The following is a 23,607-nucleotide window of genomic DNA, read 5'->3' as shown; positions in this document are numbered from 1 at the left end:
GCGGGCGGCGGCCGGGTGCTTGCAGAGGCCGTTCCCAAAAGGCAAGCGGCGCCATACACCACTCAAAAACCGGGCCCGGAAAACAGATGAAGGGAAGGCTCCTGTCCAGCCTTCCCTTCATTTTTTGCATGCGCCCGGCGGCGCGTATCCTCCGTCAACAATCAGTACCGGATTCGCTTCTGACCGTGGCAGACGCGGCACTGTCCGGACCGGTTGCAGGAGAGGCAGGGATAGACATCCCCGTCGCGGCCCACGAAGTGCCCGTTGCCGTGGCAGGCCGGGCACAACCCCGTACCGCCGCACGCCTTGCAGGTGGTGTAGCCGTGGCGCGACGTATCGCCCGAGGAGCCGCTGTCGTAGGAGTCATAGGAGCCGTTGCTGCCCGAGCCTCCGCCGTAGGAGCCTCCTCCGCCGCCCGCCGCGGGCGAGCTGCCGTAGTTCTGCTCGTAGAGCTCGTTGAAGCGCCCGGGCGAGAGGCGGATGGTGTACCACGTATCGTTGTAGACCGCCTGCGAGCAGTCCCGCGCAAGGTAGAAGCGCTCGCTGTTCTTCGACTTGCAGACGTCGCCCGTCGGCATCATCACCGGAAAACCGCCCATGCCGACCGACTGCGCCCTGTATTCCGGAGCCAAAGTATACCCCTCGAACGAGAACCACTCGTCGCTCGTCCCCGTGCAGAGGAACAGATGCGATGCATAACCCAGCATCACGGAGGCCACCGCATCGCCCTTGTTGTCATACATGAGGCTGACGGTCATCAGACGGCCGTCCTCCCGGCCGAAATAGAACTTTTTTCCGCTGGGAAAGGATTGCGCCGTCGCCGTCGCAACGGAGGCCATCCAAAGGAGCAACAAAAATCCAATCCGTTTCATATCCATTCGCTCATTTCATGCTTCCTTATGTTTCATGGGGCGGCGGAGGGAGCCCCTGCCGCCGCGCGTCCCGTCGTCAGCGCTTGCGCACCACGCGCACGGTGGCCTGGGTCGACTGCCGGATGAAGACCTGCGGGCCCTTGGCATAGCGGCGCCACAGCTCGTCCGTATAGCCGCGGATGGTCAGCAGCTCCATGTCGCCCGTCTTCATCACGTCGAACCCGTTGGCACGCAGGGCGTTCACCGCCTCGTCGATGTGCCACGAGTTGTCGACGCAGAGGCTCAGGTTGACCGCCGAGTTGTGAATCAGGTTCGTCTTGAGGCGGAAGCGCTCGAAGAGCGAGAAGATGGTGGCGAAACGCTCCTCGAGCACGAACGAGAAGTCGCGCGAACGAATCGTCAGCAGCACCTGGTTCTTCTTCAGAATCAGAATCGGCACGTCGACCGGCGCCGACATGGCGCGGATGACCGTACCGGGCTTGCGCTTGTCGCCGAAGGGGCGCACGTAAAGCGGGATGTTCTTGTTCTGCAGCGGTTTGATGGTCCTGGGGTGGATAATCTGGGCGCCGCTGTAGGCCAGTTCGATGGCATCGAGGTAGTTGAGCTCGGCAATCTGCACGGCGTCTGGAAAAATCTTGGGGTCGGCGTTCAGCACGCCGTCGACATCCTTCCACACCGACATCGACTCGGCGTCGAGGATGTTGGCCGCCACGGCCGCCGAGTAGTCCGAACCTTCGCGGCCGAGCGTGGCGGTCGTTCCGTCGGGGGCGCCGCCGATGAAGCCCTGGCCGATGAAGACCCGCTCGGGGCGGCCGGCCAGCTCGGCCCGCAGCAGCGGCGCCGAGGCGGCGATGTCGATGGCCGCATCCTTGTGGCGCATCTCCGTGCGGAAGCAGCGCCGCATGTCGACCCAGTGGTTGGCAACGCCCGCCGCATTGAGGTACTCCGAGACGATGGTCGTCGAGAGCAGCTCACCGTAGGCGACAATCGCATCGTACCACAGCTCGGCATCCTCCGCCCGGTAGACGGTCTGCGTCGCCACCCGTTCGAGCTCGGCAAAGAGCTCATCAACCCGCTCGAGCCGTTTGGGACCGTGCCACAAATCCTCGATGATGCCGGCGTGGTAGTCGCGCAGTGCGGCAATCTGCTCCTCCGAGAGGGCGCGGTCGCCCCGCTGCAGCCCCGTGAAGACCTGCTCGAGGGCGTTGGTCGTCTTGCCCATGGCCGAAACAACGATGAAGAGGTTCTCCTCTCCCGCAATGATTTTGTGGAGGTTGCGTACGCCGTCCGCATTGCGGACCGAGGCTCCTCCGAACTTGTAGACTTTCATGCTGTCAAACTTCATTTCGACCGCTGCCGGACGGGCCGCTCCCCCATCCTCGGGGGCCGGCTCGTCCGGCAGCAATCGCACAACGTATTGTTCTCAAAAAATAGCTCTTTTCCCGCCTCCGGGGAGGAGGCGTCAGCCGCTCGCAGCGGGTGTCTTCCGGCGGCAGCTTCGCAGCAAATACTTCCCGGCGGACGCTTCACCGCAAGCGCTTCACCGCGGGCGCATCCCGGCAGCCGCATCACGACAGGCCCCTAACCGACCCGCCGCGCTCCTTCCCGAGGTTCCGACAAAATCCGCCCGGAGGTTCCGACAAAATCCTCTCCCGAGGCTCCGCCGAACTCCGCCCGAAGGTCCCGCCGAAATTCTCTCCCCGGCGGCCCCCCCCGCCGCGCGGGGTTACTTCACCGCACGGTAGGGCACGCCGATGTTCTGGAAGAGGAAGGCGTACATGTCGGCCGCCTCGTCGATGCGCTTCGAGGTGGGCTTGCCGGCACCGTGACCCGCCTTCGACTCGATGCGGATGAGCACCGGAGCCTCGCCCGCCTGGCAGTGCTGCAGCTCGGCAGCGAACTTGAACGAGTGGGCCGGGACGACGCGGTCATCGTGGTCGGCCGTCATCACCAGCGTGGCGGGATACTTCACCCCTTCGCGGATGTTGTGCAGCGGCGAGTACTTATAGATATAGGCGAACTGCTCCTCGTTGTCCGACGAGCCGTACTCCACGGCCCAGCCCCAGCCGATGGTGAACTTGTGGTAGCGGAGCATGTCGAGCACGCCCACCTGCGGCAGGCAGACGGCGTAGAGGTCGGGACGCTGCACCTCGCAGGCGCCCACCAGCAGACCGCCGTTCGAACCGCCGTTGATGGCCAGACGCTCCGACGAGGTATACTTCTGGGCGATGAGCCACTCGGCCGCCGCGATGAAGTCGTCGAAGACGTTCTGCTTGTTCTCGAGCATGCCGGCCTTGTGCCAGGCCTCGCCGTACTCCGAGCCCCCGCGCAGGTTGGCCACGCAGTAGACGCCGCCCTGCTCGACGAACATCATCGCCGAGGGGTTGAAGCCCGGCGTGAGGTTAATCTGGAAGCCGCCGTAGCCGTAGAGCAGGCAGGGGTTCTTGCCGTCGAGCTTCAGGTCCTTGCGATGGGTGATGAACATCGGGACCTTCGTGCCGTCCTTCGAGGGGTAGAAGACCTGCTCGGTGACGTAGAGCGAGGGGTCGAAGGCCACCTCGGGGGCCTTGTAGAGGGTCGACTCGCCCGAGGCGATGTCGTAGCGGTAGAGCGTTGCGGGCGAGGTGTAGTTCGAGAGTGCATAGTAGAGCTCCGTATCCTCCTTTTCACCCGAGAAGCCGCTCACGGTGCCGATGGCCGGGAGCTCCACTTCGCGCAGGAGCTTGCCGTCGTAGTCGTACTGCGCGATGCGGTTCTGGGCATCCTGCAGGTAGGAGGCCCAGAGATAGCCGCCCGCCGTGCCGACACCCTCGAGCAGGTTCTTCTCATGCTCGGGAATCACCGTCTCGACCTTCGAGGGGTCGTTGAGCGAGATGCGCTTGAGGGCGTAGTTCAGAGCACCGTCGTTGGTCACGAAGTAGAGGTTGTCCTCCCGGCAGTCGACGGGCGCATAGTCGTGGGCAAAGCCCTTGAGCAGCGTGCGGAACTGCTTCTCGGAGCTCTTGCGGCAGAGCACCTCGGTGCCCGACGTACCCTCCGAGCCGATAATGAAGAGCCACTTGCCGTCCTCCGAGGGCCAGGCCGAGAAGTAGCGCAGCGGATGCTCGCGGTCCTCGTAGATGAGGCGGTCAGCCGACTGGGGCTTGCCCAGCTCGTGGTAGTAGACCTTCTGGAACTGGTTCTGCGACGAGTAGACACCCTCCTTCGGGGCGTCGTAGGCGCTGTAATAGAAGCCCTTCGAATCGGGCGTCCAGGTGGCGCCGGAGAACTTCACCCAGTTGATGCTGTCGTCGGTCAGCTTTCCCGTCGCGGTATCCATCACACGGATTTCGACCCAGTCCGAGCCCGACGCCGCGGCGGCATAGGCCATGTAGCGGCCATCCTTCGAGAAGGAAATCGCCGCCAGCGCCACCGTACCGTCCTCCGAGAGGGTGTTGGGGTCGAGAAAGACTTCGCCGGGCTGGCCGGGCTCCTGCGTGCGGTAGATGACCGCCTGATTCTGCAATCCGTCGTTGTAGGAGTAGTACCACCAGTCGCCGTGCTTGACGGGAGCCGACTCCTTGGCATAGTTCCACAGCTCGGTGAGCCGCTCGCGGATGGCTCCGCGGAAGGGTATCTGCGCGAGGTAGTCCTCCGTCACGGCATTCTCGGCCGCAACCCAGGCGGCCGTAGCCTCCGAATTGTCGTCCTCGAGCCAGCGGTAGGGGTCGGGAACCTCCACGCCGAAATAGTTGTCCACCACGTCGCCGCGCTCGGTGGCAGGATAGGGTAAGTGCTTGATGTTCATTTTGCTTCCACAACTTGCCAGCATCGCCGCTGCGCCGAGCAGCAACACCGCACCGGAGAATTGTTTCCTCATAATCGACGGATTAAGGTTAATATCGGGACAAAGTTAGGAAAAAGTTGAGAGACTCGGACGCCGGAGTCGAAGATTTTGCATAACTTTGGGCTTCCGAAACAACGAACCAACGAGCATGTACAGCGAACTGAAACAAATCATCGAGCAGGCGTGGGAGGAGCGCGCGCTGCTCAGCGAGGAGTCCGTCCGCGAAGCCGTCCGCCGGACGGTCGACCTGGTGGACAAGGGCCAACTGCGCACGGCCGAGCCTCTGGACGAGGAGCGGAGCCTCTGGCAGGTGAACGAATGGGTCAAGAAGGCCGTCATCCTCTACTTCCCGCTCCAGCCCATGCGCAAGATGCAGGCCGGCGAGCTGGAGTGGTACGACAAGATGGAGCTCAAGCACGGCTACGAGGAGCTGGGCGTGCGCGCCGTGCCCCACGCCGTGGCGCGCTACGGTGCCTACATCGCCCCGGGCGCCATTCTGATGCCCTCGTACGTCAACATCGGCGCCTATGTCGATACGGGCACAATGGTCGATACGTGGGCCACGGTGGGCTCTTGTGCACAAATCGGCAAGCAGGTCCATCTGTCGGGCGGCGTGGGCATCGGCGGTGTGCTGGAGCCCGTGCAGGCGGCGCCGGTCATCATCGAGGACCACTGCTTCATCGGTTCGCGCTCGATTGTGGTCGAGGGGGCCCACGTCTGCCGCGAGGCGGTGCTCGGCTCCAACACGGTCATCACCGGCTCGACCCACATCATCGACGTCACGGGGCCGGAGCCCGTCACCTACAAGGGCTACGTACCGCCCCGCTCGGTGGTCGTTCCGGGCAGCTACCGCAAGCAGTTCCCGGCGGGCGAATACAGCGTCTCGTGCGCCCTCATCATCGGCCGCCGCAAGGAGTCGACCGACAAGAAGACCTCGCTCAACGACGCGCTGCGCGACTTCGGCGTCAGCGCCTGACCCCGCCCGCCGTCCGACGACCCTAACCCGACACGACACATGATTTACCACATCCGACAGACCACCTCGACCAACGACGAGGCCCGCGATGCACGCTACCGCCACGGCGACGTGGTGTGGGCCGAATGGCAGAGCGCCGGCCGCGGACAGCGCGGCCACACGTGGCTCTGCCCCGAGGGGCTCAACATCACCTTCTCGGCCATCCTCGAGCCGACGTTCCTGCCCGCCCCGGAGCAATTTCTCTTCACCGAGGTGGCGGCGCTCGCTCTGGTCGACGCGATGCGCGACTACGGCATCGAGGCCCGCATCAAGTGGACGAACGACCTCTACGTAGGCGACCGCAAGTGTGCGGGCATGCTCATCGAGCACGACCTGCGCGGAGCAAACCTCGCCCGCAGCATCGCCGGCATCGGCCTCAACATCAACCAGCGGGAGTTCGACCCGTCGCTGCCCAACCCCACCTCGATGGCGCTGGCCGCGGGCCGGGAGTTCGACCGCGAGGAGGTGCTCCGCTGCTGCATCGACCACCTGATGGCGCGCTACGCACAGCTCGAGGCGGGCGACCGCGAGGGGCTGCAGCGCGACTACCGGGCGCGGATGTACCGCCTCGGGGAGCGCCACCTCTTCCGCCTGCCCGACGGCACCCTCTTCCAGGCGGTGGTCGAGGGGGTGCGACCCACGGGCGAGCTGCAGCTGCGCCACGACGACGGTACGCTGCACGAATACCTCTTCCGCCAGGTCGAGTTCCTCATCGAGGGGCGCGACCCGCAACCCGCCGGGGAGCACTGACCCGCGCCGGAAGGCACGGGCCGGGGCCGGGAAACGCCGGCCGGAACCCGGGAGCGGGCAAGCCGGAACCCGGGAGCGGGCAAGCCGGAAAACGGAATGCGCCGGCCGGGAAATGCGGACAGGAGAACGAGGATGCGCGAACCGGAGCGCAGGATGCACCGGCCGGGAGATACCGCTCCGCTGCGGACGTTGGCAGTGGAGAGACGACAGCCCGCCGCCCCGGTTGTGCGGCACCGTTGCGCAAGGGAAGAGCTCGGCCGCTGCCGCCCCCATGTGCGCCCCGAAGGAGGGCCAGGGTGTTAAAAAAATAACAAAACCCTTGCCCATCCCGAAATAACTGCTATATTTGCATTGGAAAATTCACAACACAAAGCTCGTAATACCATGAATGTACCTACCAATCTGAAATACTCGAACGACCACGAGTGGTGCCGCGTCGAGGGTGACGTTGCCGTTATCGGCATCACGGATTTCGCACAGAGCCAGCTGGGCGACATCGTCTTCGTAGACGTGCCGACCGTAGGCGAGACGCTCGCCGCCGGCGAGGTGTTCGGCTCGATTGAGGCCGTGAAGACCGTCAGCGACGCCTACCTTCCCGTCTCGGGCGAGGTGCTCGAGTTCAACGAGGCCGTCGACGCCGACCCCTCCATCGTCAACAAGGACGCCTTCGGTGAAGGCTGGCTCGTCAAGGTCCGCATGTCGGCCCCCGAGGAGTACGACAAGCTGCTCACCCCCGCCCAGTACGAGGAGCTGATTGGTTAGCGACGGGCGCCGGCAGGCGCCTCCCCTCTCCCCTTTCGGAACAATGCGCCGCAAGGTGTCGAAAGCGCCCCGAATCGCGGGCGCCGGGGTGTGGTGTCCCCATCTCTCCCCTCCCGCGCCGAGTAGCCGTTCCATTCTGAGCGCAGCCCTCCCCCAAAAGAGTGCTGAGGCTGTACCCGAAAAAGAGCACCGCTGCACCCGGGATGAGCTGCAAAACAAGGACGGCAACAGAATTGCACCGGGAGCGGAAACGCCCCGACAAGGTATCCGGACCGTGCTGCATCCGTCTCCCTGTTTCATATAGAAGACCGCATTCCCCAAGGGGTGCGGTCTTCTCTTTTTCTACAAACGAGAACGGGAGGGGACCACACAGAAACGCGTGCGGAACCGGCCGCCCGTCAACGCGGCTGTCCCGATACCGCCCCCACACCAACGCTGCCGCCATACTCCGGCCGCACCCAACCGCCCCTCTACACCGTCGCCCAGTACCGGGTGCAACCGACCGCCCCGCCAACCCAACATCCGCACTCATCCACCTGCACCCCTATACACACAAAAAGGGCCGCCCGAAGAGCGGTCCTGCAGGAAGTCTTCCCCACGGGGAAGACTGTATGTATCGGCTGGTCCGAAAGCGGCGGCGGCGAACCGTTCCGAGCTACATGCGAGGCATCAGATGCTGATGTCGAGTATCTCGAAATGAATCGTCCCGGCCGGAACGACGACATCGACCGAGTCGCCCTTCTTGTGGCCGAGCAGCGCCTTGGCAATCGGCGTACCGATGGCCAGCTTGCCTTCGCGCAGATTGGCCTCGTGCTCGGCGACAATCGTATAGACCACCTGCTTGCCGTTGTTGTGGTTCAGCAGCGTCACCTTGCTCAGAATCTGCACCTTGCTCTTGTCGATTTTCGACTCGTCGATGACGCGCGCATTGGCCAGCGTATCCTCCAGCTTGGCAATCCGCATCTCGAGCAGACCCTGTGCCTCACGCGCCGCATCGTACTCCGCATTCTCCGAAAGGTCGCCCTTGTCGCGTGCCTCGGCAATTGCGGCCGAAATCGCCGGACGTTCGACGGAACGCATGTGGTCGAGCTCGTCCTTGAGCTTCTTGTACCCTTCCGCCGTCAGATAGATAATCTCTTTTGCCATAAGAATGATAATCCAATAAAAAACAAGAATCCCGGCCTCGAAAGGCCAGAACCCCTATACTTAACCGAAACAAAGATAGGAAGGATTTTCCGATTTTCCAAATTATTTCGCAGAACTTCTCGCCGGCGACGCATCGCGCCCCGACCGACCACGCGGGGTGCCGCCGCAGCCCATCTGTCCGCCCGGCCGGCGCATGGCGGCGGAAATGGCAGGCAGCGGGTGGTGGCAGATTGCGGAGAGTAGCGGGGGTGGCAGGCAACTGTTGCGGCGGGCGGTAGCGGCGGGTGAGAAGCGGCGGGGGTGCAGGCAACAGCGGATGATGACAGGCAGGGGAAGGAGGAAGGAGGCAGGCGGCGGGCGGTAGCGGCGGGCGGCAGGTAGTAATGACAAGCGGGGAAAAGCGACAGACAGTGGAGACGCAGGCTGTGAGGACGCAGTCAGCAGCGGAGGTAGCGGGCGGCGGGTAATGACAGGCAGGGGGAAGGCGACAGCAGCGGGAAGGCAGACAGCGACAGGGGTGACAAGCAACGGTGGCGGAGGTAGCGGGCGGCGGGTAATGGCAGGCGGCGAGTGGTGGCAGGCGGCGGGTGGTGGCAGGCGGCGGGTGGTGGCAGGCGGCGGGTGATAGCAACGAACAGCGGAGGCGAATAGCGGAGGCGATGGGTGACGCGTCCGAATCCGGCCCCTCCCCGAAAGAGAAGCTCGCCGCCCCGCCGCAGCCTGTTCCCTCCGACAAAGAAGCACGCCGCCGGCACCCGGGCCGTTTCCGGGGAGCGGCAGCAACCACCGCCCCGCAGAGCATCCGTTCGAACCCGTTCTCTCCTCGAAAGAGAGGCTCTCCGCCCCGCCGCAGCCCGTCCCCTTCGACCAAGAAACACACCGCCTGTTCCCGGACCGTTTCCGGGGAACGGCAGCAACCACCGCCCCGCAGAGCCTCCGTTCGAACCCGGCCTCTCCCCAAAAGAGAAGCCCGCCGCCCCGCCGCACCCCCCGCCCTCCGACCAGGAAGCACGCCGCAGTCCCTGCCCCAATGCGTGAGGCAATAATTTTTTTGGCGGTTCGTTAATTTATATGTAACTTTGCGCGTTAAAGCGCCGTAAACGAACTTTCGATGAAGCACACTCTCTCACTCATTGCTGCCGGCCTGCTGCTGGCGACCCTCTTCACGGGCTGCGCCGGCGTCAGCTCGATTCTCAAGAGCGGCAAGCCCGACGTCATGTACGACAAGGCGCTCGAATACTACGCCAAGGAGAAGTGGACGCGCGCCTCGACCCTCTTCGAGGGGGCGCTGCCCTACTACTCGGGCACCACGCGCGAGGACAGCATCTCCTTCTTCAACGCCCGCTGCAAGTACAAGAACCGCGACTACGAAACCGCCTCGCTGCTCTTTGACGACTTCCGCCGCAAGTTCGGCCGCAGCGTCTTCATCGAGGATGCCGAGGGTATGTTCGCCCTCTGCTACTACTACCTCGCGCCGGGTCCCTCACGCGACCAGACGATGACCAGCCAGGCCATCATCGCCGTCAACGAGTTCATGTCGCGCTACCCCGACAGCAAACAGGTGGAGAACTTCAAGAGCATCAACGAGGAGCTCACCCAGCGGCTGCACGACAAGGCCTATCTGAACGCCTACACCTATTACAAAATCGGCAAGTACAACTCGGCCATCGTCGCGCTGAAAAACGCCCTGAAGAAGTATCCCGAAAGCACGCACCGCGAGGAAATCATGTACCTGATTGTCGACGCAAGCTACCGCTACGCCAGCAACTCGATTGAGGAGAAGCAGACGGACCGCTACCTCTCGATGCTTGACTCGTACCTCTCCTTCAAGGAGGAGTTCCCCGAATCGAAGCACATCCGCGAGCTGGAGCGCATGGCCAAGCACGCCAAGGATTATCTGGACCGGAACAAGAAAGACAACAACATATAGTCATGGAGATTAAGAAAAACATTCCCAACAACACCATCACGAGGAAACTGGTGGACTTCGACCGCGAAACGGGCAACGTTTACGAGTCGATTAACATCATCGCCCGCCGCGCCAATCAGATTTCGACCGAGCTGAAGAACGAGCTCAGCCGCAAGCTGGCCGACTTCTCCTCGCCGACGGATGCCACTCTGGAGGAGACGTTCGAAAACCGCGAGCAAATCGAAATCTCCCGCTATTACGAGCGGTTGCCCAAACCGACCATCATCGCCACCGAGGAGTTCCTCGACGGAGAGCTCTACTACCGCATGGGCGGCAAGGACGGCAAGGAGGCCAAGGAGAGCGGCAAGGAGGAGAAGCCGACCACGAAGGAGGCCTGAGCGGGCTGTCGACGATGGATTCACGGCATACGACGTGCCCCTCGCTGCAGGGGCGCCACATACTGCTGGGCATTACGGGAAGCATAGCTGCCTACAAGGCGGCTGTGCTCTGTCGTTTATTGAAGACGGCCGGCGCCGAAGTGCGCGTGGTGATGACGCCGCTGGCCAAGCAGTTCATCACCCCGCTGACGATGGCCACCCTCGCGAAGAACCCGATTCTGGTCGAGTTCTTCGACCCCGAGAACGGCGCCTGGAACTCGCACGTCTCGCTGGGCGAGTGGGCCGACTGCTACCTCATCGCCCCCGCTACGGCCAACACGCTGGCCAAGATGGCCACGGGCGTGGCGGACAACCTGCTGCTGACGACCTACCTCTCGGCGCGCTGCCCGGTGGTCGTCGCCCCGGCCATGGACCTCGACATGTTCGCCCACCCCGCCACGCAGGCCAACCTCGCGACGCTGCGCAGCCGCGGCGTACGGGTCGTCGAACCCGAGGCCGGCGAGTTGGCGAGCGGACTTACGGGCAAGGGGCGTCTGGCCGAGCCGGAGCACATCGTCGAGGCGGTGACGCGGCTGCTTGCCCCCACGGCGAAGAGCCTCGAGGGGCGGCACTTCCTCGTCACGGCGGGAGCCACCATCGAGGCCATCGACCCGGTGCGCTTCATCTCGAACCACTCGTCGGGCAAGATGGGCTACGCCATTGCTGGCGAGCTGGCGGCGCGAGGCGCCCGCGTGACGCTCGTCAGCGGCCGCACGGCACTCGCCTGCCCCGAAGGGGTGGAGCGCGTCGACGTCCTCTCGGCCGAGGAGATGTACCGCGCCGCCACAGAGGCCTTCGCCGCATGCGACGGCGCCGTGATGTGCGCCGCCGTGGCCGACTACACCCCCGAGCAGGTCTCCGCGACCAAGCTCCGCAAGGGTGACGGCGAGCTGGTCATCCGCCTGCGCCGCACGCACGACATCGCTGCCGAGCTGGGCGCCCGCAAGGAGGGGCGGATGCTGGTGGGCTTTGCGCTGGAGACCGATGACGAGGAGGCGCACGCCGAGCAGAAGCTCGCGCGCAAGCACTTCGACTTCATCGTCCTCAACTCGCTGCGCGACGCCGGGGCCGGCTTCCGCGGCGACACCAACAAGGTGACCTTCATCGACCGGACAGGACGCGAACCGCTGCCGCTGCTCACCAAACGCGAGGTCGCGGGCCGCATCGTCGACCGAATCGAAAAATTGCTGAAATAACAGACGGGCGGCTCCTTCTCACGAAGGGGCCGTCGCTGCCCCGGGCCCCGGGCTTCGCCCCGCAGGGCCCGACCCGACAAACGTCATAAACACCTCAATCGCCATGTTACGCCGACTTTCGGTCGAGAACTACGCGCTCATCGAGAAGCTCGAACTCGAGCTGGACCCGCATCTGAACATCATCACCGGCGAAACGGGCGCCGGCAAGTCCATCCTGCTCGGCGCACTCGGGCTGCTGCTCGGCGCCAAGAACGACGGTGCGGCCATCAAGGATACGACCCGCAACTGCAAGGTCGAGGGGCTCTTCGACCTCACGGGCCGCGACCTGCGCCCCCTCTTCGAGCGCAACGAGCTCGACTACGAGGAGCAGTGCACCCTCACGCGCGTCATCACGCCGGCGGGCAAGAGCCGCGCCTTCGTCAACGACATGCCCGTGTCGCTCACGCAGCTGCGCGAGCTGGGCACGCAGCTCATCGACATCCACTCGCAGCACCAGAACCTGATTCTCTCCTCGGAGGAGTTCCGCACCTCGGCACTCGACACCGTGGCGGACGACGCTGCGCTGCGCGCCGAATACGGCGCCGCCTACGCCCGCCAGAGCGAGCTGCGCCGCCGTCTCTCCGCCCTCGAAAAGGCTGCGGCCGAGGGGCGCCGCGACGAGGAGTGGCTCCGCTTCCAGAGCGAGGAGCTCACGGCGGCCAACCTGCGCGAAGGCGAACAGGCCGAGCTGGAGGAGCAGCTCGCCGTGCTGGAGCATGCCGACCAGATTGGCGAGACGCTCACCACGCTGCGCAACCGTTTCGACGACGACGAGACGGGGGTGCTCGCCCAGCTCAAGAATACCGAGAGCGAACTCAACCGCCTGCGCGACCACTACCCACAGGCGGGCGACTACGCCGACCGGCTCCGCTCTGTGCTGGAGGAGCTGAAGGACATCGACGCCTCGGCGGCGGACGAGAGCGAACGGCTCGACACCGACCCCGAGCGGCTGCAGCAACTCTCCGCGCGCCTCGACACGCTCTACTCGCTCACGCAGAAGCACCATGCCGCCACGGTCGAGGAGCTCATCACCATCCGCGACGGCTACCTGGCCCGTCTGGCGGCCATCGACCACGGCGACGAGGAGCTCACGGCCTGCCGTGAGGAGCTCGCCCGGGCCACGGAGCAGGCCGAGAAGCTGGCCGAGCGGCTCCACAAGGCCCGCGAGAAGGCCTCGCCGGCCTTCGGCAAGGAGATTTGTGCGACGCTCGCGCGGCTCGGCATGCCCGACACGACCTTCCGCGTGGCGCTGGAGCCGACGCAGGAGCTCACCCCCTCGGGGCGCGACACGGTGACCTACCTCTTCTCGGCCAACCGCGCCATGACGCCCCAGGCCGTCGAGCGCATCGCCTCGGGCGGTGAGCTTTCGCGCGTCATGCTGGCCCTCAAGGCGATGCTGGCGCGGCGCATGCAGCTGCCGACCATCATCTTCGACGAAATCGACACGGGCGTCTCGGGACGGATTGCCGATGCAATGGGCGAAATCATCGCCTCGCTGGCCGAGACGATGCAGGTGGTCGACATCACCCACCTGCCGCAGGTCGCCTCGAAGGGCCAGACCCACTTCGTGGTCTACAAACGCGACGGACGCACCTCCATCACGCGGATGACGGCCGAGGAGCGGACGACCGAAATCGCCAAGATGCTCTCGGGCAGCCGCATCACCGACGCGGCCCTCTCGCAGGCCCGCATCCTGCTCGGCCAGCCGGAGCGCCCCGCACGCTCGCGCGGCGACGAGAGCCAGACGCTCTTCTGACACCCCTCCGGCCGGAGAGGAGGGGGAAAAAAAGAATGAAAACGAAAGCTCCCGCCGCCAACAACAGATACCCCAAGGGACCGCCTGCGGTCCCGCCGACACGAGCTCTTCACCCAAAAGGCCTCGGAAGCCGCAGCTTCCGGGGCCTTTTCCTTGATAGGGGCGCAAAGCCACAAGAGGCCGCATCGGAACAAAGGGCGAAGGCCCGAAGGGAAGAGGAGAGGGACATCGGAAAACAGAGAAGGGGGAAAAGCGGAAGAGCCGGGGAGCGGCCCCGGGAGACGGAGAGACGGAGAGACGGAGAGGCAGAGAGACGGAGAGGCAGAGAGACGGAGAGGACGAATAAGAGGCAGCAGAAAAGGGAGCGACCGGCGGCGGAGGTGCACGGAGGCCCTGCCGGCAATTTTTTCCGGCCGGCGATTCGTCCTTTTTCGCCTTGCGACGTCTTATAAGTGAACGCGCGTTCGAACACAAAAACAGACTGAAATCAATGAACACAACCCCAACCTTCACCGAAGAGGAGCGGATGGCGCTGCTCGAGGATGCCGCGGAGCGCTGGAGCGAGGCGCTCTTCCGCTTCGCGGCACTGAGGTGCGCCTCCCGCAGCGACGCCGAGGATGTCGTTCAGGAGGCCTTTCTCCGATTCGCCACCGCCACGACACCCGTCCGCAACGCCAAAGCCTACCTCTTCCGCATGGTGGCCAACGGCTGCAACGACCTGCTGCGCCGGCGCCGCCCCACCGAGCCGCTCCCGCCGACACTCGAAGATGACCCGAGCGAGGAGCACATGCTCGAAGCCGAGGCCCGGCGGCTTGGCACCCTGCTCGACCGCCTGCCTGCCGAACAGGCCGAGGTCATCCGCCTGCACACCTTCGCCTCGATGCGCTTCACCGAAATCGCCGAGACGCTCGAGCTGCCCGCTTCGACCGTCAAGTCGCGCTTCCACTACGGCATCGAGCGACTGAAAACCCTCCTGTAAAACCCTTCCAAAAAAATCCGAAAACCATGAAAACCGATAAGACCATGACGTGCCGCCGCTTCCGCGAGCAGCTGGACGAACTGCTCGCCGGCACCCTCTCCGACGCTGAGCGCCGCAGCATGGAGGAGCACGCAGCCGCGTGCGAAGCCTGCGCCGCCGCCCTTCGCGACGCCCGACGGGCGCTCGACGCCGCAACCCCCCACATCGAAATTACCCCGCCCGCAGGTCTCCGCGAACGGATTCTGGAAGCCGCCCGCCGACGACTGGCCGAGCAGGGAAGCGAACCCGGACTGGCCGCATCCGCCATCGCCGAATCTGCCGTGGCAGCCGACCTTTCAGCAGCAAAGCAGAACGCAGCCTCGGGCGCCACGGCCCGCCGCATGAAGATGCAGCCCATAAGCACCTCTCCGGAGCAGGCCGCCGACCGCAATGAGGCCGCCGCATCCGGCCAACCCCGCCGCCCCGTACGCCGCATCGTCGGCATCCTCTCGGGGGCGATGGCCGCCGCGGTCCTCGTCATCGCAGCCCTCACCCTCGGCTTCAACACCCCGGCACGCGCCGCGCGCAACAGCTTCGCTCAGGCCATCGTCGCGATGAACGGCGTGCGGAGCATCCGCATCGAACTGCACATCCGCACCGACGCCGACGAAAACTTCGACTACACCAACCCGCTCGACGAGCCGGTGCCCCACACCATCGAGGCGATTTACTCCCCGCAGCTGCTCTGGCGCATCGAGAAGCCGGGCCGCAAGGCGCTCTACGACGGGAAGCACACCTACCTCTGGTTCGACACACTGCGTGAGGGCGAGGTGCTCCCCTACTCGCCCGGCGTTGCGGGGATGCTCTTCCAGCTCATCGACCCCGGCCAGCTACTCTCGTTCGAGGAGCAGCTCACCCGCTCGCACGACGGCTCGCGCTACACGCTGCGCCGCGAGGGGGATACCCTCCGCCTGACGGTCCACAGCCCGGCACAGGGCGATTTCAGCCAGAGCGACTACATGCGCAACTCCTCCGTCGCCGAGAGCGACACGCGCCGCGAATACCGCTTCGACGCCGCAAGCGGGCGGCTGCTGGGTGGAAGCATCACCTTCCTCGCGGCCGACGGAAGGGAACGGACGCTGCTCGAGATTGACCGCATCGAGTACGACGCCCCGCTCGACGCCGCAACGCTCACCGCACTTCCCGAGGGCATCACCTGGAGGGAGCTGACCCAACCCGAGGCGGCGACCTCCCGCCTTGCGGGCATCGACGCCGGCCGGGCGGCACGGCTGATTCTCGACGCCTTCGCAACGTGGGACACCGAGATTCTCGACGAGGCGCTCTCGGCATATGGCGCCCGGGCCCGCCAGCTGCTCCGCAGCCGCTACGCCGGAGCTACTGTGGTGGAGTGCTCGGCCCCGGTCCGCTCGGGCAACTACCCCGGCCTCTTCATTCCCTGCCGGCTGCAAATGGCAGACGGCTCTACCGAGGAGCTCCACCTGGCGCTGCGCAACGACAACCCGCAGCGGAGCTGGGTCGTCGACGGAGGGCTCTGACCCCTCCGTCCGGCGAGGGGGCGTTCCACCGCGGGAAGGCAGTTCCGCCCCGCAACGGAAAGAGGCGGCCCCTTGCAACGGGACGAAACGCCACGGCATGCAAAGGTGACGGGCCAGCCCCGTCCTTCAGCCGCCCCCCCGAAAACCCGCAAACGGGCACAAAAAAACCGGGGCACCCCGCTGGGGTGTCCCGGTTTTCCGTATATGCTGTCCTGCGACAGCGGCCGACTGTTACATCATGCCGCCCATGCCGCCGGCGGGCATTGCAGGTGCAGGCTGCTCGGCCTTCTTCTCGGCCAGCACGCACTCCGTGGTGAGGAACATCGACGCAATCGATGCGGCGTTCTCCAGAGCCACGCGCGATACCTTCGTCGGGTCGATGATACCGGCCTTGAGCAGGTCCTCGTAGCGGTCGTCGCGGGCGTTGTAGCCGAAGGCTCCCTCGCCCTCACGCACCTTGTTGACAACCACCGAGCCCTCGCCGCCGGCGTTGGCGACAATCTGGCGCAGCGGCTCCTCGATGGCACGCTTTACGATGTTGATACCGGTCGTCTGGTCCTCGTTGTCGCCCTTCAGACCCTCGAGAGCGGCCGTAGCGCGGATGTAGGCAACACCGCCACCCGGAACGATACCCTCCTCGACGGCGGCACGCGTAGCGGCCAGCGCATCGTCGACGCGGTCCTTCTTCTCCTTCATCTCGACCTCGGTCGTAGCGCCCACGTAGAGGACAGCCACACCGCCGGCGAGCTTGGCCAGACGCTCCTGCAGCTTCTCCTTGTCGTAGTCCGACGTAGCCTTCTCAATCGAGGCACGAATCTGAGCCACACGGGCTGCAATGGCCTCCTTCTTGCCTGCACCGTCGACAATGGTGGTGTTCTCCTTGTTGAGCGTCACCTTGTCGGCCGTACCCAGCATCGAGAGGTCGGCATCCTCCATCTTCATGCCCTTGTCGGTCGAGATGACCGTGGCACCCGTCAGGATGGCGATATCCTCGAGCATCTCCTTGCGGCGGTCACCGAAGCCCGGCGCCTTGCAGGCGGCAATCTTCAGCGTACCGCGCAGCTTGTTGACCACCAGGGCCGACAGCGCCTCGCCGTCGACATCCTCGGCGATGATGAGCAGCGAGCGTCCGCTCTGAGCCACCGGCTCCAGGATGCCCATGAGCTCCTTCATGGTCGAAATCTTCTTGTCGGTAATCAGGATGTAGGGCTTGTCGAGCTGTGCCTCCATCTTCTCGGGGTCGGTAATGAAGTAGGCCGAGATGTAACCGCGGTCGAACTGCATACCCTCGACCACCTCTACGTGGGTATCGGTGCCCTTGGCCTCCTCGACGGTGATGACACCCTCCTTGTTGACCTTGGCCATCGCCTCGGCAATCAGCTTGCCGATGTAGTGGTCGTTGTTGGCCGAAATGGTGGCTACCTGCTCAATCTTGGCGATATCGGTGCCGACCGTCTGGCTCTGCTTGCGCAGCGAGTCGACAACCACCGAAACGGCCTTGTCGATACCGCGCTTGAGGTCCATGGGGTTTGCACCCGCCGTGACGTTCTTCAGACCCACGCCGATGATGGACTGAGCCAGCACCGTTGCGGTGGTCGTACCGTCACCCGCGTCGTCGTTGGTCTTCGAGGCAACCTCGCGGACCATCTGGGCGCCCATGTTGGCAAAAGCATCCTCGAGCTCCACCTCCTTGGCGACCGTCACGCCGTCCTTGGTAATCTGCGGCGCACCGAATTTCTTGTCGATAATCACGTTGCGACCCTTCGGGCCCAGCGTCACCTTCACTGCGTTCGACAGCGCATCGACGCCCTCCTTGAGAAGCTCGCGCGCCTCAACGTTATATTTAATCTCCTTTGCCATAGTCTTAGATAATCGCTAAAATGTCGTTCTGTTTCATCATGAGGTAATCGACGCCGTCGATTTGAATCTCCTGTCCGGCATACTTGCCGTAGAGCACCTGGTCACCGACCTTTACCTCCATCTGCACGTCCTTCGTACCGGGACCGACGGCAATGACCTTGCCAGCCAGCGGTTTCTCCTTTGCCGTGTCGGGGATAATCAGTCCACCTGCAGTCTTCTCCTCCGCGGGATTCGGGAGAATCAGCACACGGTCCGATAATGGTTTTACGTTCATAGTTCTATGTTTTTTATGTTGTTTGTTCGTAGTTTCGTGCAAAACGAATGCGTGACAGACTTCAACAAGAGCTGTGCCAAGCGGATTTTGGCAGGAAACGGGTGACAAAGCTACAGTCGCGACTGACATTTTGTCACGGGCGATTATTTTTTTCGCACTTTTGTTGCATGGACCGAAAAAACGTATTACATTTGCACTCCGAAAGACCCGAAGACGGTCACACGGTGGATGTAGCTCAGTTGGTTAGAGCGTCGGATTGTGGTTCCGAAGGCCGAGGGTTCGAGCCCCTTCTTCCACCCGAAGAGGTCTCCTCAAAGCGAGGAGACCTCTTTTTTTTGCGTCGGTACGGGCATGCCGGCTCGGAAGCCTCAACGCACGCTGCGCCCGACACCTGCCCCATCCCACGCCAGGTCTCTGCACCGCCCGCCGCAGCAAGAGGCTGCCGACAGCCACACAGCCCGGCCTCCGCCCGTCAACAACCGAATCTCCCGACCCACGCCGCAATCGATTCAAGGGCCGCACGCCGTTTCAGCCTCCTCCCCCCCCGACAGACGAGCCTCCGCCCGCCGACAAACGAGCCTTCCGCCCCACCGCCGCAGCGCGGATTCAAAGGCCGTACGCCGCGCCCCGCTGCACTTCCCGCTTCGCCACAACCGGCCCATCTTCCGCAACCGGCACTACCCGCACAAGCACCTCAACCTCCGCAACCGGCACCGGCCCCGCCCAAGCGCCTCGAAGCGGCACAAAAAAACAGCCGTCCCCGCGTTGGGGACGGCTGTCGTCTCTATGCTCGAACCGGCTTAGAGGGCGTTCACATGGAGCTGAAGCGCGCTCTTGAGGTTGCCGGCCTTGTTCTTGTGCATGATGTTGTGCTTGGCGAGCTTGTCGAGCATCGCGGTTACCTTCGGCAGAAGGGCCTCGGCGGCGCTCTTCTCGGTGGTGTTGCGCAGGGCCTTCACGGCATTGCGGGCCGTCTTGTGGTAGAGACGGTTGTGCGTACGCTTCGTCAGGGTCTGACGGATACGCTTCTTCGAAGACTTATGGTTTGCCATAACTTAAATTTTTGTTGTTCCTCTTTCGCTCTCCGGAGCTCCGCAGAAACGGGAGGCTTTCGACCCGCGCCACATGCTGTCGGCACGTTTCCGACCCCTCTTTCCGGTTTTACGTTTCACCGCCGCGCTCCGGATGCCGGCGGCACTCAGCGGCCGTAGCCGCTTGCGGATGGACCCGAGGGTCCGCTCCTGAACTAAAAACACCCGTCAGCGTTCGCCGCACCTTCGGAGAACCGGGGGTTCATTCCTCCCCCCCCCAACGTCTCCACCGGCACGTCTCGCGCCAAGCTCGTAGCCCATAGGAGAATCGAACTCCTCTTTCAAGAATGAAAATCTTGCGTCCTAACCGATAGACGAATGGGCCTTGCCGCTATCGCACCGCTCCGAGAAGGGGCTTTAGCGGTGCAAAGGTAAACAAAAAAGCGAAGCAAACAAAAAAAACCGCTGAAAATTATCGCCCTACCCCTTTTCGGCGGGTCGAACCGTCTGGCTCACAGGGTCAAAGGTGATGCCTCCGCCCGAGAAGAGACGCTCGATGTGGCCGCTGCGGACCATCTCCGGCATGGGCAGGTGGTGCAGGTGCGGCGTGTCGATGAGCGCCACCGAATCGCAGAGCGAGAGGGCGATGTCGAGGTCGTGCGTCGAGAAGAGGACGCACTTGCCCTCCTCGCGGGCGAGCCGCTGCAGCAGCGTGCAGAGCTCGTAGCGGTTGGGCAGGTCGAGGAAGGCCGTCGGCTCGTCGAGCAGGATGACGGGGGTATCCTGCGCCAGGGCCCGGGCGATGAGAATCCGCTGGCACTCGCCGTCGGACATGGCGTCCATCGTCTTGCGGGCGAAGGAGCTCATCCCCACCAGTTCGAGGGCGCGGGCCACCGTCTCGCGGTCGCCGCGCTGCATGCGGCCGAACCAGTTGGTATAGGGGGCGCGGCCCAGCGCCACCACATCCTCGCACGCGAGGTTGGCAATGCGCACCTTGTCGGTGGTCACGAAGCTGACGGTCGAGGCCCGCTCCAGGGGTGAGAGCTGCACGAGCGGCCGCCCGCAGAGGAGCACCTCGCCCGAGGCGACGGGCCCCAGTCCGGCCAGCGCCCGCAGCAGCGTACTCTTGCCGCTGCCGTTGCGCCCCAGCAGCGCCGTGAGGCTGCCCTGCGCAAAGGTGGTCGAGACGTCGTCGAGCAGCGTCCGCCGGCCGTAGCCGATGCCCAGATGTCGAAGTTCTATGCTCATGGTCGGGTCAATGTCAAAAGAGGTTGCGGTTGCGTACGACGACCAGTATCACCACCGGGATGCCCATCATGGCGGTGACGGTGTTGATGGGCAGCGTCAGGCTCTTCGAGAGCAGGTCGCAGAGGAGCAGCAGCGCCGAGCCTGCCAGCATCGAGGCGGGCATCAGCACGCGATGGTCGGCCGCCGCGAAGAGCATCCGCGCCAAATGGGGCACCGCCAGGCCGATGAAGCCCACCGGACCGCAGAAGGCGGTGACCGTACCGGCCAGCAGCACCGTCGAGAGGAAGAGCATCGTCCGCACGCGGACGATGTTGAGCCCCATCGTGCGGGCGTAGTTCTCGCCCAGCAGCAGCATGTTGAGCGGTTTGATGGAGGCCACCGAGAGGAGCAGACCCACGATGACGGGCGGCAGCAGCAGCCCGAGCTGCGAGGCCGTGACGTCGCCGAGCGACCCCATGGTCCAGATGACGAACGACTTGAGCGCCGCCTCGTTCGAGAGGTACTGCAGGATTTCGACCACCGAGCCGATGCCCGAGCCGAACATCATGCCCAGAATCAGAATCACCATGATGTCCTTGATGCGGCGCCCGACGGCCATGACGGACAGCAGCACCAGCGCCGAGCCGAGCCACGCCGCACCGGTCAGTCCGAGCGACTGCACCAGCGAGTGGTTGGCCACACCCAGCAGCGGCGCCCCCAGCAGGAAGAGCGCCACGCCCAGGCTGGCGCCCGAGCTGACGCCCAGCACGTAGGGACCCGCCAGCGGATTGCGGAAGAGCGTCTGCATCTGCAGGCCGCTCGCCGAGAGGGCCGCACCGGCAAAGAGCGCCGTAATGGCCTTCAGCAGACGGATGTTCAGCACGATATAGCGCGATTCGGCGGGGCAGTCGCCCCCCGTGAAGGCGGCCACGACGTCCGACGCCGGAAGCCGCACCGAGCCGACAAAGAGGTCGGCCACAAGCAGCGCCAGCGTCAAGAGGCCGAGCAGCAGGAAGCAGAGCGAGGTGCGCGACATGGGCTATTCCAGCTTTTTGTAGTACCAGAGCGAATCGCTCCGCCCCTCGAAAATCCGAATCAGGTCGGCCAGCACGCGGTCGGGATGGACGACGCCCGACTCCCAGAAGTCGGAGCCTCCGGCGGGGGTCTGGCGGCGGTTGTTGTTGAAGACGCGGCCGTTGCGGACGGCCGGCACCGAGGCGAAGCGCGGATTCTGCCGCACGAGCTCCTGCAGCGAGTTGGCCGCCCCGGTGTTGAACCAGTAGTCGGCCGAGTTGGTCAGCAGGTAGGCCTGCTCGATTTCGACCGCATGCGAGGCGTTGCCCCGCGCCTCGGGGCAGACGTAGGCGCCGCCGGCATCCTCGATGAGGCGCACCATGTAGCTGTCGGCCGAGGGAAGGTACCACGTGTCGCGGTAGGGGGTGTTGAGCATCACGCGGGGACGCTGCCCGGGCTTAACTCCGTCGCGCAGCGCCTCGTAGCGGGCACAGGTGGCATCGAAGAGGGAGCCCCCCTGCTCCATGCGGTCGGTCAGCTCGGCGATGACCATCACCCATTCGGCCTTGCCCAGCGGCGACTCCTCGACGTAGTCACCAATATATATATAGGGAATCCCCAGCTCGCGGAGCTTGTTCGTCACGGCCGTATCCTCGCCCGCCACGCCGTAGAGCAGCACCAGGTCGACGCGCATGGCCACCAGCAGCTCGAAGTTCAGGTTCGAGTCGTAACCCACGTCGCGCACCTCGCCGCAGAGCTTGTGGGCGGCGACATAGTCATTGGCAATGTAGTCGATGCCCGAGACCCCGACGATGCGCTCCACCTCGCCCAGCAGGTCGAACATCGCCACATGGCTCGACGACATGCAGACGACCCGCCGTACGGGCGCCTCGACCACCTGCCCCGGGAATCCGGCCGGCACCGGCTCGCCGTCACGCACGACGTAGAGGTACTGCACCTCGCCCGAGCCGCCCTGCCAGGGGTTGCGGACCGTTATGAGCGAGCTGACACTCCCCTCGCGGCTGCGGATATCGAAGCCCGACGCATAGCGGGGCGTGTAGCGCTCGACCGTGAAATCCTCCACGGCGAAGGGTCTTGAATCGCGGCAGCCGACGGCCGCAAGGGCCATCCAGAGCAGCCCGACGAGGAAAAATCGTTTCATATCGCACAAAAATAGAAAAAAATATTGCGAAAAAGTGTTGTTTTGAAAAAAATACACTATATTTGCAGTCCCAAACACGAGGTAAATGCTTCTCCGGAAGCGGGCCGCGGGTGAGGGAACAGGAATCGGGGCGTAGCTCAGTCCGGTTAGAGTACACGTCTGGGGGGCGTGTGGTCGCTGGTTCGAATCCAGTCACCCCGACTGAAGAAAAGGCTTGACAATCAACTGATTGTCGAGCCTTTTCCGTTTTTGGCAGGTCGTTCGGGCAAAGGCTCCAGTCCCCGTTTTTACATCATTTTGCGCGGGCGGTGTAAACCGTGGCGTAAACCGTCCGAAGGCTTTGGGCGCCACCATTTCAGTCCTTGCATCAAAAGCAGGGCTCTTTGTCATCAGAGAACATACACTTCCATCGCCCCATACGACACGCCGGGAAGAGCCGGACAAACGACGAATGCTCATCCTGCAGGGCGGCATAACGGACGGACAGACCATCTGCAAGATTCATGTGAAGCTGGAAATTTGCAGGAGAAGCGGTTGATTTCCCCTTGCAAATTTGCTCTTGATTCTTGAGTTCAACTTATAAATGCAACTTTTTGGGTGCGGATAATAAGCAATAAAAACATTTATTTTTCAGAGAGGAAAGAGAGACAATGTCCCCCTTTCTCTCACTCTGAATGGATAAAGTTTGCTATCTTTGCTTTAATTGTCCGTCCAAAGAAAAAAAAGTTGCAGATGAGCAAACATATAACCGAGGAACAAAGGTATGCAATTTCTATGATGTTGCAAATACCGATGAGCAAAAAAGCAATAGCGGAAG

19 protein-coding genes and 3 tRNA genes are annotated in these 23,607 nt (G+C 63.8%); 11 read left to right on the top strand and 11 right to left on the bottom strand.

Annotation, left to right across the window (positions count from 1 at the left end):
- Positions 1–161 precede the first annotated feature (161 nt).
- The 3 genes from C8267_RS08760 to C8267_RS08750 form a co-directional block, all read right to left on the bottom strand.
- Positions 162–872: a hypothetical protein gene (locus tag C8267_RS08760; RefSeq protein WP_143256071.1), complete on the bottom strand. Its 711-nt coding sequence runs from the start codon at positions 870–872 to the stop codon at positions 162–164.
- A gap of 76 nt (positions 873–948) precedes the next feature.
- Positions 949–2,202, bottom strand: a complete 1,254-nt coding sequence (locus C8267_RS08755; protein WP_087360639.1) for an aspartate kinase — start codon at positions 2,200–2,202, stop codon at positions 949–951.
- Positions 2,203–2,598: 396 nt separating this feature from the next.
- Positions 2,599–4,731: a prolyl oligopeptidase family serine peptidase gene (locus C8267_RS08750; RefSeq protein ID WP_106634357.1), complete on the bottom strand. Its 2,133-nt coding sequence runs from the start codon at positions 4,729–4,731 to the stop codon at positions 2,599–2,601.
- 115 nt (positions 4,732–4,846) lie between these two features.
- On the opposite strand from C8267_RS08750, the gene C8267_RS08745 reads away from it, so the two are divergent.
- From C8267_RS08745 to gcvH, 3 genes are all read left to right on the top strand, one after another.
- On the top strand, positions 4,847–5,674 hold the full coding sequence (locus C8267_RS08745) for a 2,3,4,5-tetrahydropyridine-2,6-dicarboxylate N-succinyltransferase (RefSeq protein WP_087360034.1): 828 nt from the start codon (positions 4,847–4,849) through the stop codon (positions 5,672–5,674).
- 39 nt (positions 5,675–5,713) lie between these two features.
- The gene (locus C8267_RS08740; RefSeq protein WP_106634356.1) at positions 5,714–6,463 is read left to right on the top strand and encodes a biotin--[acetyl-CoA-carboxylase] ligase; all 750 of its coding nucleotides are present in this window, start codon (positions 5,714–5,716) and stop codon (positions 6,461–6,463) included.
- Positions 6,464–6,847: 384 nt separating this feature from the next.
- Positions 6,848–7,225, top strand: a complete 378-nt coding sequence (gene gcvH / locus C8267_RS08735; RefSeq protein ID WP_087360028.1) for a glycine cleavage system protein GcvH — start codon at positions 6,848–6,850, stop codon at positions 7,223–7,225.
- Positions 7,226–7,894: 669 nt separating this feature from the next.
- Here the strand turns inward: gcvH and greA are convergent.
- Entirely contained in the window at positions 7,895–8,371 is a 477-nt protein-coding gene (gene greA, locus C8267_RS08730) for a transcription elongation factor GreA (protein WP_106634355.1), read from the bottom strand.
- Between the two features lie 1,111 nt (positions 8,372–9,482).
- Between greA and C8267_RS08725 the strand changes: the two genes are divergently transcribed.
- The 6 genes from C8267_RS08725 to C8267_RS08700 all read left to right on the top strand — a co-directional run bounded on the left by C8267_RS08725 (position 9,483) and on the right by C8267_RS08700 (position 16,222).
- Positions 9,483–10,301 carry an outer membrane protein assembly factor BamD gene (locus C8267_RS08725; RefSeq protein WP_087360023.1) on the top strand — a complete coding sequence of 273 codons (819 nt, stop codon included), beginning with the start codon at positions 9,483–9,485 and terminating at the stop codon, positions 10,299–10,301.
- Between the two features lie 2 nt (positions 10,302–10,303).
- Positions 10,304–10,678, top strand: a complete 375-nt coding sequence (locus tag C8267_RS08720) for a DNA-directed RNA polymerase subunit omega (RefSeq protein ID WP_087360020.1) — start codon at positions 10,304–10,306, stop codon at positions 10,676–10,678.
- A gap of 14 nt (positions 10,679–10,692) precedes the next feature.
- The gene (coaBC, locus tag C8267_RS08715; protein ID WP_087360017.1) at positions 10,693–11,913 is read left to right on the top strand and encodes a bifunctional phosphopantothenoylcysteine decarboxylase/phosphopantothenate--cysteine ligase CoaBC; all 1,221 of its coding nucleotides are present in this window, start codon (positions 10,693–10,695) and stop codon (positions 11,911–11,913) included.
- Between the two features lie 103 nt (positions 11,914–12,016).
- Positions 12,017–13,708 carry a DNA repair protein RecN gene (recN, locus tag C8267_RS08710; protein ID WP_106634354.1) on the top strand — a complete coding sequence of 564 codons (1,692 nt, stop codon included), beginning with the start codon at positions 12,017–12,019 and terminating at the stop codon, positions 13,706–13,708.
- A gap of 490 nt (positions 13,709–14,198) precedes the next feature.
- The gene (locus C8267_RS08705) at positions 14,199–14,687 is read left to right on the top strand and encodes an RNA polymerase sigma factor (RefSeq protein WP_106634353.1); all 489 of its coding nucleotides are present in this window, start codon (positions 14,199–14,201) and stop codon (positions 14,685–14,687) included.
- A 26-nt stretch (positions 14,688–14,713) separates the two neighbouring features.
- On the top strand, positions 14,714–16,222 hold the full coding sequence (locus tag C8267_RS08700; protein WP_106634352.1) for a zf-HC2 domain-containing protein: 1,509 nt from the start codon (positions 14,714–14,716) through the stop codon (positions 16,220–16,222).
- Positions 16,223–16,453: 231 nt separating this feature from the next.
- Here C8267_RS08700 and groL read toward each other — a convergent pair whose 3' ends face one another.
- Together groL and C8267_RS08690 are read right to left on the bottom strand one after the other, a co-directional pair.
- Entirely contained in the window at positions 16,454–18,082 is a 1,629-nt protein-coding gene (groL, locus tag C8267_RS08695) for a chaperonin GroEL (RefSeq protein ID WP_087360005.1), read from the bottom strand.
- Positions 18,083–18,086: 4 nt separating this feature from the next.
- On the bottom strand, positions 18,087–18,356 hold the full coding sequence (locus C8267_RS08690) for a co-chaperone GroES (protein ID WP_087360002.1): 270 nt from the start codon (positions 18,354–18,356) through the stop codon (positions 18,087–18,089).
- Between the two features lie 223 nt (positions 18,357–18,579).
- Here C8267_RS08690 and C8267_RS08685 point away from each other — a divergent pair.
- Positions 18,580–18,655, top strand: a tRNA-His gene (locus C8267_RS08685).
- Between the two features lie 501 nt (positions 18,656–19,156).
- Here the strand turns inward: C8267_RS08685 and rpsT are convergent.
- The 5 genes from rpsT to C8267_RS08660 all read right to left on the bottom strand — a co-directional run bounded on the left by rpsT (position 19,157) and on the right by C8267_RS08660 (position 22,790).
- Positions 19,157–19,408 (bottom strand): 30S ribosomal protein S20, encoded by a 252-nt coding sequence (rpsT, locus tag C8267_RS08680; RefSeq protein WP_087359999.1) that lies wholly within the window; start codon positions 19,406–19,408, stop codon positions 19,157–19,159.
- Between the two features lie 292 nt (positions 19,409–19,700).
- A tRNA-Glu gene (locus tag C8267_RS08675) sits at positions 19,701–19,772 on the bottom strand.
- A 95-nt stretch (positions 19,773–19,867) separates the two neighbouring features.
- The gene (locus C8267_RS08670; RefSeq protein ID WP_106634351.1) at positions 19,868–20,635 is read right to left on the bottom strand and encodes an ABC transporter ATP-binding protein; all 768 of its coding nucleotides are present in this window, start codon (positions 20,633–20,635) and stop codon (positions 19,868–19,870) included.
- A 13-nt stretch (positions 20,636–20,648) separates the two neighbouring features.
- Positions 20,649–21,650: a FecCD family ABC transporter permease gene (locus tag C8267_RS08665; RefSeq protein WP_106634350.1), complete on the bottom strand. Its 1,002-nt coding sequence runs from the start codon at positions 21,648–21,650 to the stop codon at positions 20,649–20,651.
- Between the two features lie 3 nt (positions 21,651–21,653).
- Complete coding sequence (locus C8267_RS08660; RefSeq protein WP_106634349.1) at positions 21,654–22,790, bottom strand: ABC transporter substrate-binding protein; 1,137 nt, start codon at positions 22,788–22,790, stop codon at positions 21,654–21,656.
- 126 nt (positions 22,791–22,916) lie between these two features.
- On the opposite strand from C8267_RS08660, the gene C8267_RS08655 reads away from it, so the two are divergent.
- Positions 22,917–22,991, top strand: a tRNA-Pro gene (locus C8267_RS08655).
- Positions 22,992–23,607: the final 616 nt, after the last annotated feature.

This window comes from Alistipes sp. Marseille-P5061 (assembly GCF_900290115.1).
In the GTDB taxonomy this organism is placed as follows: domain Bacteria; phylum Bacteroidota; class Bacteroidia; order Bacteroidales; family Rikenellaceae; genus Alistipes; species Alistipes excrementigallinarum.
Note: the sequence above shows the minus strand (reverse complement) of the source record. Positions and strands in the feature narration are given on the sequence as shown.